Raw genomic sequence first — 11,529 nt, forward strand, 5'->3', positions numbered from 1 at the left:
TCGACCGCGCCGTCGCCGACCGTGCCGCCGTCGACCGTGCCCCTGTCGACCGTGCCGCGCTCAGCCGGCCAGTCGCTCGTGGATGCGCTCGATCGCAGCCGCGGGGACGCCGAGCCCTTCGCATACGTACTTCTCCATCGTGCCGTAGCGGGCATCGACCTCGTCCAGCGCCGCGGCCAGGTACTCGGGCACCACACCGATGATCGCGAGGGCGGTCTCGGGGTCGCCGCCCTGCGCGATGTATCCCTCGGCGAGCGGAGCGTAGGCCTGCCGTACCGCCGGGTTGACGGCCAGATACTCCGCCTCGACGGTCTCCGGCTCCGCGCCGAGCAGGGTGAGGATGATCGTCGCGGCCCAGCCGGTGCGGTCCTTTCCCGCCGTGCAGTGGAAGAGCAGCGGGCCGGACTCGGGGTCGGCGACTTCATTGAGAAAGGCGCCGTATGCGGCGCGCGCCGAGCCGGTGCTGACGAAGCCGCGGTAGGTGTCGGCGAACAGCGCCTGCGCCCGGCCGCCGCCCAACTCTCCCTCGGCAAGCACCGGATCGGCCAGCACCCGCTTGAGCTGCGCGGCGGCCGGCATCTTGCCGGACGCCACCTGGTCGGCGAGCACATCGGCGAGCAGCAGCCGCCCGCCCGGCGGGATGTGGTCCGGGCGGGCGAGGCGCTCGGCCGTGGTGCGGAAGTCGACGACCGTACGGATTCCGAGCGCGGCGACGGCCGGATCGGCGGCGGGGTCGAGCCGGTCGAGCGACCCGGAGCGGAAGAGCAGACCGGAACGTACGGAACGGCCGCAGCGCAGGGGAGTGCCGCCGAGGTCGCGGAGGTTGGCGACGGTGGTGGCGGGGATCGCGGTCATGGCGGGCGGCTCCCTGACTCAGCACATCGATATCTGCTGGATCTACCGGAAAGATCCTTTTCTTACGGAACGGTAGTCGACGGCGGCGCCGTGATCGACCACCCGCTGAACCGCACCGTGCCCCGGGCCCCGCTGCCGCCGCTGGCGGCGCTCATGAACAGCCCCACGTCCTGAGCGGCGGCGGCTCTCGGCACGGACACCGTGGCGATCGTGCGCCAGGTGGCGCCGCCGTCCGTCGAGCAGGCGCCGGTGAAGGAGGCCCCCGCGTTGCGGGTGAGCCTCAGCAGTACCGGGGCCTTGATGCCGGTGATGCGCCTGTACGTGTCCAGGGTGCCGTCGCCGTTCGTGTCGTACGACAGCACGATGCCCTGGCCGGGTGTCGCGGCCAGATTCAGGAAGCCGGCGGCGCCGGGGGTGGCCAGGCTGTTGCGTACGACGATGCCCGCCCGGGCCCAACTGCTGCTGTTCTCCTGGGAGTCCACCCGCAGGACGACGCCCGTGCCCACAGTGAGTGCGCCTTCACGATAGGCGGTGCCGAAGTGGGTGGTGCCCCGCCACAGGTCGTTGCCCGCGCCGTTGAGCGCGAAGCGGTCGCCGAGCTGTCCGAAGACGGCCCTGTTACTGGTGAACGTGCGCCACTCGGGATCGAGCGGCGACGCCATCCAGAGGGCGTCCTTGTGGGTCACGGTCACCCTCCCCCAGCCTTCGGCCGGGGGGACCCCCATCTCGCTCCGCTCCTCGCCGCGCGGGCCGTACTGCGTGCGCAGTTCGTACGGCATCGGGACCAGCGGCTCGGTGAGAGGTTCGGCCGGGGCCGTCACCCGCCAGCCGACCGCGCCGGTGCCGCCCGCCGGGACGCTCGTCAGGAACGGCTCGCCCTGTGGCTCGGCGGCAAGGCCCGTCAGGACGAAGTCGACGCGCCCGGTCGAGCGCAGCCCGTTCAGATTGCGGAAGGAGGCCGTGGCGATCCCGATGCTGCCGGGCGTGAAGGCCGGCGGGTCCACGGTGACGTCGACGAAGCCCTGGTAGGGGGCGGTCGCGAGGGTGTCGTACACCCGCCGGGCCGTGCGGTACGCGTCACCCGTCGCCCGCACCGGATAGGCGCGCCGGTCCTTCGTCCAGGCCTCCTCCGACGGATACCAGTCGAAGGACTTGGGCGCGCGGCCCTCGGCCATCGCGGCGGCCTGCTCGTCCAGATACGCCTCCCACTGCGGCACATGGACGTCGTTGATCAGCCCGTGCCAGTCGCGGTTGGCATAATTGCTGAGCTCGTTGGCCGCCGCCCGGTCAGCCCAGGTCGTGATCAGCGCCCGGGCGGTGCGCTCCAGCTCCACCGCCTCGTCCGCGCTGGTGGCCAGCCGTTTGGCGTCCTCCAGCCAGGGGCCGAGAAGGAAGGCGCGATGGCAGCCGGCCATCGTGTCGCTCAGCCGCATCAGCTTCAGCCACAGCGCGGTGAGGGCGCGGAAGGTGTCCACGTCCTTGCTCAGATAGGCGACGCGCAGCGGGAGCTGGAGCGTACGGGAGCGGTTGGCGAGGGCCTGGCGAGCCAGGTCGGTCACATCGTGGCGGTAGGCGTCACTGTCGCGCAGCGAAAGCCGTACGCCTAGCAGCGCCGCGAACGCCCGGTCGAAGGCAGCCGGGTCGAAGGCGGTGCCGATGGACGCGGTCAAGCTGGGGCGGCGGCAGAACAGCGAGTCGTACGGGCGGCCGTCGGTGCTGGTGAGCTTGTACGCGGTGGCGGCGAGCGCGGCGAAGGCGGTGCGCGCCGAGCTGTCCTCGCCGCCGTAGCGGATCTCGGCGTACTCGGCGAACCACGCCTCCCGGTCGATCCGCTCCTCGCGCCAGGCGAGCTCGCTGAACAGCTCCAGGGCGGCGGGGTCGCGCTCGGCGGCCTCCGGCATGTAGGCCGTACCCGCCAGCGCGCTGCCCGGCTTGTCGCGCCAGGCGGTGAACTTCTGAGTCCACCGGTCGGTGTTCGCCCCGAGGTACGTACGCCCGCCGAAGTTCGGGATGGTGCCGAACGCGTACGGAGCCCCGCCCCAGGACGCCTCGCGGTCGGTGACCGTGTCCAGGTCGGACAGGCCGTCGACGATCAGCACCCGGTCGGTGTCGATGGCGTCGAGGAGCGCGGGCCGCGGGTTGGACTGCCAGCCGAGGATCACCCAGGTGGCCCCGGGTCGGGCGGTGTGCAGGGACTTCTCGACGGCGCGTGCGGCGTCCGCCACCGGGACGTCCCCGGCGGTGCCCCCCTCGTGCAGCAGGTCCATCTTGAAGTGGCCGACCTCGCCGAACAGTTCCGACTGGTGCCGGTAGAAGGCGGCGGCGAAGTCGGCGAAGCTCTGGGTGCGGGGGTCGAGCCAGTCGGGGCGGCGCAGCCCGTTCCAGCTGCCCTGCGGGATGACGCGGGCGTCGCCTGGATTGCGGGCGACGAAACCGTCCGGGACGGTGCCGAAGTAGCCGGGCAGGACCGGGTGCATACCGAGTTCGCGCATCCGGTCGCAGATCCGTCTGCCGAGGTCGGTACGTCTGTCGATGAGCCCGGGGGAGAGGGGGCCGCCGTACTCGCTCATGTTCTGCAGCAGCCACCACGGCTGGTGGGATGGCGCGGGCAGCCAGGTGCGGGCCTCTGTGTCGGAGTACCCGAAGTCCATCAGGAGCCGGTGGTAGACGGCCTCCTGGCCGGGAGTCACCAGCACCTCGTTGCAGCCGTGCAGGGCGAGGACGTCGAGCAGCCGCTCCCAGCGGGCCCAGTCGGCGTACGGGGCGGTGTAGCCGTCGTGCGTGTCGTTGTACGCGAACCGGTGCGGGACGGTCGCCGACCGCTCGAGCGCCGTGCGGGGCGCGGGCAGCCGCCTCGGCAGGTCCAGCTGGCTCCCGGACCATGAGATGTGAGCCCGGCAGACGTACTTGAGGTACCAGTGCACTCCGGTGAGGAGTACGGCGGGACTGGTGGCCGCGACCTCGATACGGCCGGTCGAGCCGGTGACCCGGAAACGCTCGGGTCCGTCCAGCGCCCGGAGCCGGAACTGGCCGGCGTGCCGGGGCAGCAGCCGCAGGAGTGCGGCCTGCGCGGGTGCGGTGGCGAATTGGGCCGCGGGCGCGGCGCCCGCGGGGTTTGCCGCTCCAGGCTGGGCGGCCGCGGAGTGGGCCACTCCTGACTGGGCCGCGGCGGCGGGGTTGTGTCCGGCTAATGCCGTTCCCACGCCGATCGCTCCCGCTGTGCCCAGCACCGCACGTCTCGACAGCTCGATCATCAGCGCTCCTCCGTGTTGCTCACGTGACAACAGGTGCGTGCGGAGCGCAGGTTATCTGGAGTTCCCTCGCGCGAAAGGTGGCTGGCAGGGCACGATGGCCGGATGCGGACGAGTACGAACACGGGCGCGAGGCGGACGGCCCGCGCAGCACTGGCAGTTCTGGCGCTGACCCTTGCCACGGCCTGCGGATCGGGCGACGACGGCGACGGGCGTGGCGGAGACAAGGATTCCAAGCCCCCGACGACGGCGACGGGCACCCTGGAGCAGCTGGCCGAGAAGGCGGAGTGCAAACCGAACATCCAGACGGATGCGGACGAGCTGCGGCAGGCCAACTGCACGACCGGCGACGGCAAGTATGTGCTGGCCACCTTCGCCACCGACAGAGGGCAGCGCGAATGGATCAACTCGGCCAATGACTACGGCGGCTCGTATCTCGTCGGCCGCAAATGGGTCGCGGTCGGTGAGGCGAAGGTGGTCACGGCGCTGCGCGGCCGGCTCGGTGGGACTGTGGAGACCGGCTCGCAGCACCACTCGGGGAGTAGTGGTGGCAGTGGGGGGAGCGAGCAGGACCACTCGGAACACCACGGGAGCTGACCGCGCAGGTATTGGGTGGGGGGCCGTGACAGCCGGATCGGCCCCCCGTTCAGGGGAGCCGATCCGGGTCGTGTCAGGGGATCAGTGCCAGCGGGTCACTGGCACTTCTCGCCGCTGTTGATGCAGTTCACCACCTCGTCCATCAGGTCCTCGTCGAAGACGTTGATGAAGTCACCGTGGTCGGTGATCGGCTTGTGCAACTGCTCCGGGAAGGAGTCGACCGCGAAGCCGGGACCCGGCGGGACGTCGTAAACGATCCGCTGGACCAGCTGCGGGATCGCCTGGAATCCATCGCCGCAGTTGCCGTTGTCGTCCGCGAAGGCCACGTGTGTGCGGTGATTCGCACTGTCGGTGTTCTGGCCGTCCCAGCAGCTCTGGAACTTGAAGCTCCGTACCACCTGGCTGCCCTCGGGGCAGATCGGATACTTGTCCTTCAGCTGCCGGTCCTCGAAACCGGTGCAGCTCCAGGAGGCATTGGCATTCGCGTCACCATTGGTGAATGCCTTGGCGTCACCGGTGATGATCCGCAGGAAGCGGGGCATTGCGGTGACCTTGCTGACCGGACTGCCGACGAAATTCAGCGTGACCTGGGACGGAGTCTGGATCTCTCCGACGTTCTTGTCATTGCCGCCGCCGTCGGCGTTGGCGTCGTTCTCGTCCTGCCCGTTCTGAAGTCGCAGGACAGGCCAGTAATACGTGGACTTGTCGCCCTGGTTCTGGCAGGTGGTGTCACCTCCTGCGAGATCGTCGTCGCTGGCGAACGCGTCATTGGCCTGATTGCCGACGTAATCGTGCATATGGTGCGCGCCGTTGCTCACACCTGGGGCGACGATGACATTGTCCGGGTTGAACTTTCCGTTCTCGTTCTTCCCGCATTCGGTGGTGAAGGTGCCTTTGGATCCGCCGCCCTGCTGCTGGGGCTGCTGGACGTTCGGCTCCACGGACTGGATGTCGACGAAGTCGGAGGCTTCGGGGCCGTTTCCGGCCTGTCCGCCCTGGTCATCGCCTTGACCGTCGTCCTGGCCGCCATCCTGGCCACCATCCTGACCATTGTCCTGGCCGTCATCCTGACCGTCGCCCTGGCCGTCTCCCTGTCCGTCGCCGTTCTGTCCGTCTCCTTGTCCGTCGCCGCCGTTGTCACCTTCGCCGGCGTTGTCGCTGTCGTCGGCGCGCATGACGCAGGGGGCGAGGGATTCAAGCCCCTGCGGCTGCTGGCCGGCCCGGCCGATGGCGACTGAAATACGGTCGATGCTCGCCACCCGCTTGGCCTTCAGCGGATTCAGAATGGCGTTCTGGGCCAGTTGGGGATCCTGTTCGATCTGCTCCTTCTGTTCTGCGAACTTCTGGTACGCGTCGGTGATCTGGCTGTCCATCGTTGCCAGTTCCCGGTCGACTTCCGGACGCGCCTGTTCGGGCACGTCGGGCAAATCGTTCGCGACCTCGGGGCAGTCGATGGTGGAGGCCGTCTGTCCGGCGCCCTTCGTCTGATTCTGCGTCTGCTCGTTTTGCTGGCCGGACCAGGACCAGCCTTCGCCTGCGGAGGCATACGTATTGACCGCGACCAGTCCACCCCCGCCCAGGATCAATGCGGCCGAGGCGACGATCGCCCGGTTCGCAAGCGTCGAGCGTTTTCTTGTGCGTCCCATGGAACTCCTCTGCTTCGTTGCCGGGGTGGGTTTGGGGGGTCCCGGCAGAGGGAGAAGCGCGACGTTCAATACGGGTGTGGCTCATGGGGTGTTCAGTCGCCGTTTGAATTCGTAGAAATCTCCATGAGTAAACCCGGCGCATTGCGCTGAAGTCGGACGGCGGCCGGGGGTGGCAGGATGGACGCCATGACCGAGATCCAGACCCCCCGACTCCTCCTGCGCCGCTGGCACGACGACGACCTCGTCCCCATGGCCGAGATCAACGCCGACCCGGAGGTCATGCAATGGATCGGTGACGGCTCGGTCCACGACCTGGAGCAGACGGCGGAGGCCATCGAGCGCTGGGAGGAGGAGTGGGACGAGGAGGGCTTCGGCCTCTTCGCCGTCGAACTGCTCGCCTCCGGCGAACTGGCCGGCTTCGTGGGTCTGTCCGTGCCGCACTTTCTGCCGGAGGTACTTCCCGCCGTGGAGATCGGCTGGCGGCTCGGGCGGCAGTTCTGGGGCCAGGGGTACGCCTCCGAAGCCGCCCACGCCTCACTGGAGTTCGCGCTCCAGGACCGCGGCCTGGACCGGGTGATCAGCATCGCGCGGCTCGGCAACGACGCGTCCGAGAACGTGATGCGCAAGCTCGGCATGGTGCTGGAGCGCGAGACGACGCACCCGGAGTTCGGCTTCCCGCTGCACATCTACGCGATCGACCTCACGGAGTACCAGGCCTGAAGCTGCCGGGGTTGTCCACTGCGGCTCTAGCCGCGGTCGAGATACGCCAGCACCGCCAGCACCCGTCGGTTGTCGTCGTCCGACACCGGCAGCCCCAGCTTCCCGAAGATGTTCGAGGTGTGCTTCGCCACCGCCCGCTCCGTGACCACGAGCTGCCCGGCGATCGCCGCATTGGAACGGCCCTGCGCCATCAGCTCCATGACCTCCAGCTCACGCGGCGTCAGCCCGCCCATCGGCTTGTCCTGGGTCCGCCGCGACAGCAGCTGGGAGATCACCTGTGGATCCATCGCCGTACCGCCCGCTGCCACCCGCCGTACCGAGTCGATGAACTGCTCAGCGTCGAAGACCCGGTCCTTGAGGAGATAGCCCACCCCGCCGTTGCCGTCGGCCAGCAGCTCGCGCGCGTACAACTGCTCCACATGCTGGGAGAGAACCAGCACCGGCAGCCCGGGCCTCGCCCGCCGCGCCGCCAGTGCGCACTGCAGGCCCTCGTCCGTGTGCGAAAGGACACGGCCGAAGGCCGTACGGGGTCTGGGGCGAAGCCCCAGTTCGGGAAGGGGCGGGGAGGGGAACAAGCCCGCCGCAGGCGTCCCGCTCAGCCGCCCAGCACGCCCGCCTCCACCTCAGCCGCCAGCCCCACCACCGGACGGTCCTCCCGCTGCGGCGGCGCCCCGCCGATGGACTCCAGCCACCTCCACGTGTCCGTCGCCGTCGACGCGACCGAGCGACAACTCAGGCCCGCCGCAAGGGCCTTGGCGACGTTCACGCCATGGATCGCGTTATGCAGTTCCGGCTGTTCCGCCCGCGGGATCCAGATCGGGAGCTCCGTCCAGGGCTCGATGCCCGCCGCCAGGATCACCTCCGGCGGCGTCCAGCGGAGCTCCGCCGACGAGCCCGTGGCCCTCGCGCAGGCCTCCAGCAGGTCGCCCATCGTCGTGTGCCCCGACTCGCTCACCACGTTGTACGGGCCGCTCAGGCCCCGCTCCGCCGCCAGTACGACCCACTCCGCGAGGTCGCGTACGTCGATGTACTGCAGCGGCGTGTCCCGCGGACCCGGCGCGAGCACTGCGCCGCCACGGGCGATCCGGCGCAGCCACCACGGCAGGCGGCCGATGTTCTCCCAGGGGCCGATGATCAGGCCCGCGCGCACCAGCAGCGCGCGGTCGTCGCCGAAAGCGTCGAGCGCGGCCAACTCGCCGCCCCGCTTGGCCTCCGCGTACGGCACCTCGCCCGCGTGGGGCGAGCCCTCCACCACCGGGCTGGTCTCGTCGTGGCCCAGCGCCGGGGGCCAGGCGTACACCGAACAGCTCGACACATAGACATAGCGACCGACCCGCCCCGCCAACAGCCGCGCCGCGTCCCGCACGACGGACGGCGCGGCCGACCACGTGTCGACGACGACGTCCCACTCCCCGTCGGCCAGCGCCGCGAGCCCGTCCGGCGCGGTCCGGTCGCCGAGCAGCGTGGTGACGCCGGCCGGCGCTTTGTGCCGCCCGCGGTGGAAGACCGTGACCTCCCAGCCACGTCCCAGCGCCGACTCGACAACCGCACGGCCGACGAACTCCGTGCCCCCCAGAATCAGAAGTCTCATAACGGCGACTCTGCCTGGTGGGGAGGGGCCAGGCACAGGGATTCCGCTGCCCGCGGAAGGAGCCCTCTCCCGCAACCGCCGCAGGGATGACAGCATGTGCAGACCATGACAATGACGGATGCCCGGTCGCCGATACGCGCGTTGCGGGCCGCACTCTTCGCGGCGGTGTGCATCGCACTGGCTGCCACGGGGCATTCGTTCATATCTGCGCATGACATCCCCCTCCCCGCGCTGCTCACCGCCTTCGCCGCGACCGCGGCCGTCGGCTGGCTCGCCGGCGGACGACGCCGCGGTGTCCGGGCCATCGGTACCGGCCTCCTCGCCGTCCAGGGCGCCCTGCATCTGCTCTTCTCCGGAGCCGGCGGATACCCGTCCCGACACCACCATCACGCCGAGCCCGTCACCACAACGGTGGGACCCCTGGACGTGGACGCCGGCATGCTCGCCGCCCACCTCGTCGCCGCCGCCGTCTGCGCGCTCTGGCTGGCCCGCGGTGAGGCCGCCTTCTTCCGGCTCGCCCACGCCGTCGGGCATCTCGCCTTCACCCCGCTGCGCCTGCTGCTCACTCTCGTCCGGCTGCCCGCAGCCCCACGCCCGGTCCCGCAGAGCCCGCGGCCCCGGCGACTGCACGGCGTACACCTCGCGCACGCGCTGACCCGGCGCGGCCCGCCCGCGTCCCACGCCCCCCTCGCCACGGCCCCCGGAGCAGCCGCCTGACCTGGGGCCCGTCCCCCATGTCAGCGTCAACTCCCTAGGACCACCATGGCCATTGACGTCCCCACGCAGACCGACGAATCCGAGACAGCGACCGCGCCAGGCTCCACCTGGAGTGCACTGCGGCCCCTCGTCCTGCGTATCCACTTCTACGCAGGGCTGCTCATCGCCCCCCTGCTGCTCGTCGCCGCGACCAGCGGACTGCTCTACTCCCTCTCCTTCCAGGCAGAGAAGATCCTCTACAGCGATGAGCTGACCGTCCCCGTCGGCGACCGCGCCGTCCCGCTCTCCGCCCAGGTCGACGCCGCCCGTAAGGCCCACCCCGACGGCACGGTGACCGCCGTCTGGCCTTCGTACGAGGACGGCGCGACCACCCGCGTACTGATGACCACCCCCGATGTCGAGGAGGGCAAGTCCGTCGCCGTCTTCGTCGACCCGTTCACCGCAGATGTACGCGGCGAGCTGACCTCCTACGGCGGCTCGGGCGCCCTCCCGCTGCGCACCTGGCTCGACGAGCTCCATCGCGATCTGCACCTGGGCGACCTCGGCCGCAACTACAGCGAGCTGGCCGCCAGCTGGCTGTGGGTCGTCGCCCTCGGCGGCCTGCTGCTCTGGCTCGGCCGGCGGCGCACCGCGAAGCGCGCCCTGCTCGTCCCCGAGCGCGGCGTCAAGGGCCGCCGCAGAACGCTCTCCTGGCACGGCTCGGTCGGCCTGTGGGCGGTGACCGGACTGGTCCTGCTCTCCGCCACCGGACTGACCTGGTCGCGGTACGCGGGCGAGAACATCGGCGCGGTCCAGGACCAGCTCGGCGGGGCCACGCCCACCGTCTCCGCGACCCTCGAAGGCGGCGGCCGCGACGGCGGCCACGAAGGCCACGGCAGCGGGAACACAGGAGCCCACCAGGGTGCCGACGTCGGCGTGGACAAGGCACTCGCATCGGCCCGTGCCGCCGGCATCGACGGAAAGATGTCGGTCATCCTGCCGGCCGAGGGCAGCGGCTACATCGTCAAGGAGACCGACACCAAGTTCCCGGTCCATCTGGATTCGGTGGCGGTCGACCCGAAGGACGGCAAGGTCATCGACGAACTGCGGTTCGCCGACTACCCGCTGCTCGCCAAGCTGACCCGCTTCGGTATCGACGCCCACACCGGCGTCTTCCTCGGCCTGGTCAACCAGCTGGCCCTGGCCGGGCTCGCGCTGGCGCTCATCCTGCTGATCCTGTGGGGCTACCGGATGTGGTGGCTGCGCAGGCCCACGAAGGAACGGAAGCTGAGCGCGGGCCGCCCGATGCCGCGCGGCGCGTGGCGCAAGGTGCCGATCACCCTGCTCCTGCCGATCGCCGCCGTGACCGCGGCGATCGGCTGGTTCGTCCCGATGCTGGGCATCAGCCTGCTGGTCTTCCTGGTGGTCGACCTCGCAATGGCAGGCGTGGCGAGGGCCCGGTCCCGCGCCTAGGGCGTAGCGGAAACCGGGCCCAGGGCTCAGCTCACGGAGCGTACTTGTAGCCGACCCGCCGCACGGTCTGGATCGTGCGGCGGTGCTCGGCGCCCAGCTTGCGGCGCAGCCGGGCCACATGGACGTCGACCGTCCGGCCGTCGCCCACATGCCCGTAGCCCCACACGGTGGTCACCAACTGGTCGCGGGTGTGCACCCGGTGGGGGTGCGCCACCAGATGCGCCAGCAGCTCGAACTCGAGGTAGGTCAGATCCAGCGTCCGCCCGTCCACGTGGGCGGTGCGCTGGGAGCTGTCGATCGTCACCGGCCCCGCGTCCTCCGCGCCGTCGACCGGAGCGGCCGTCGGTACCAGCGGGGGCCGCTGCTGATCGGCCGGTACGAGGACGAGGTAGCCGACCATCGGCGGCTGGCCCGGCAGGGTGGGCAGGGTGTGCTGGGGTGCGGGCAGCCAGGTGGCCCCCGGCGGCAGGAAGTCCGCCACATCGACGAGGCTGCCCGGCGCGACGATTTCGTCGCGGTCGACGGCACGCAGCCGGTGGCGGCCCGGATTCACGGGTTTGGGGTTGACAGCGGTCGCAGCGGATACGGCGGAGAAGGAACGGGAGTTCGCCATGAGGGCTCAGCTCTTTCGCGCGGAGGAGTCGTCGAGTCGGTAGGACGGACGTACTTCGTGCGCGCTGGCCGAAGACCGGGGTGAGCG

At 70.4% G+C, this 11,529-nt stretch carries 10 protein-coding genes; 4 read left to right on the forward strand and 6 right to left on the reverse strand.

Going from position 1 to position 11,529, the window contains the following annotated elements; all coding sequences use genetic code 11:
- Positions 1–60: 60 nt before the first annotated feature.
- Positions 61–855 (reverse strand): tyrosine-protein phosphatase, encoded by a 795-nt coding sequence (locus tag QFZ67_RS28410; protein ID WP_307663893.1) that lies wholly within the window; start codon positions 853–855, stop codon positions 61–63.
- Positions 856–917: 62 nt separating this feature from the next.
- A complete protein-coding gene (locus QFZ67_RS28415) occupies positions 918–4,109 on the reverse strand; it encodes an alpha-N-acetylglucosaminidase (protein WP_307663894.1) in 3,192 nt (1,063 codons plus the stop codon).
- A gap of 102 nt (positions 4,110–4,211) precedes the next feature.
- Between QFZ67_RS28415 and QFZ67_RS28420 the strand changes: the two genes are divergently transcribed.
- Complete coding sequence (locus QFZ67_RS28420) at positions 4,212–4,703, forward strand: hypothetical protein (protein WP_307663896.1); 492 nt, start codon at positions 4,212–4,214, stop codon at positions 4,701–4,703.
- Between the two features lie 95 nt (positions 4,704–4,798).
- Here the strand turns inward: QFZ67_RS28420 and QFZ67_RS28425 are convergent, their stop codons facing one another.
- Positions 4,799–6,349 carry a DUF1996 domain-containing protein gene (locus QFZ67_RS28425; protein WP_307663897.1) on the reverse strand — a complete coding sequence of 517 codons (1,551 nt, stop codon included), beginning with the start codon at positions 6,347–6,349 and terminating at the stop codon, positions 4,799–4,801.
- Positions 6,350–6,535: 186 nt separating this feature from the next.
- On the opposite strand from QFZ67_RS28425, the gene QFZ67_RS28430 reads away from it, so the two are divergent.
- Positions 6,536–7,069: a GNAT family N-acetyltransferase gene (locus QFZ67_RS28430; protein ID WP_307663898.1), complete on the forward strand. Its 534-nt coding sequence runs from the start codon at positions 6,536–6,538 to the stop codon at positions 7,067–7,069.
- A gap of 26 nt (positions 7,070–7,095) precedes the next feature.
- Here the strand turns inward: QFZ67_RS28430 and QFZ67_RS28435 are convergent, their stop codons facing one another.
- Positions 7,096–7,644: a response regulator transcription factor gene (locus tag QFZ67_RS28435; protein ID WP_307663899.1), complete on the reverse strand. Its 549-nt coding sequence runs from the start codon at positions 7,642–7,644 to the stop codon at positions 7,096–7,098.
- Between the two features lie 20 nt (positions 7,645–7,664).
- Positions 7,665–8,660: an SDR family oxidoreductase gene (locus QFZ67_RS28440; RefSeq protein ID WP_307663900.1), complete on the reverse strand. Its 996-nt coding sequence runs from the start codon at positions 8,658–8,660 to the stop codon at positions 7,665–7,667.
- 105 nt (positions 8,661–8,765) lie between these two features.
- Between QFZ67_RS28440 and QFZ67_RS28445 the strand changes: the two genes are divergently transcribed.
- Entirely contained in the window at positions 8,766–9,377 is a 612-nt protein-coding gene (locus tag QFZ67_RS28445) for a hypothetical protein (RefSeq protein ID WP_307665997.1), read from the forward strand.
- Positions 9,378–9,422: 45 nt separating this feature from the next.
- Entirely contained in the window at positions 9,423–10,829 is a 1,407-nt protein-coding gene (locus tag QFZ67_RS28450; RefSeq protein ID WP_307663901.1) for a PepSY domain-containing protein, read from the forward strand.
- Between the two features lie 31 nt (positions 10,830–10,860).
- Here QFZ67_RS28450 and QFZ67_RS28455 read toward each other — a convergent pair whose 3' ends face one another.
- A complete protein-coding gene (locus QFZ67_RS28455) occupies positions 10,861–11,442 on the reverse strand; it encodes a winged helix-turn-helix domain-containing protein (RefSeq protein WP_307663902.1) in 582 nt (193 codons plus the stop codon).
- Positions 11,443–11,529: the final 87 nt, after the last annotated feature.

The sequence above is a fragment of the Streptomyces sp. V1I1 genome, assembly GCF_030817355.1.
GTDB lineage: Bacteria > Actinomycetota > Actinomycetes > Streptomycetales > Streptomycetaceae > Streptomyces.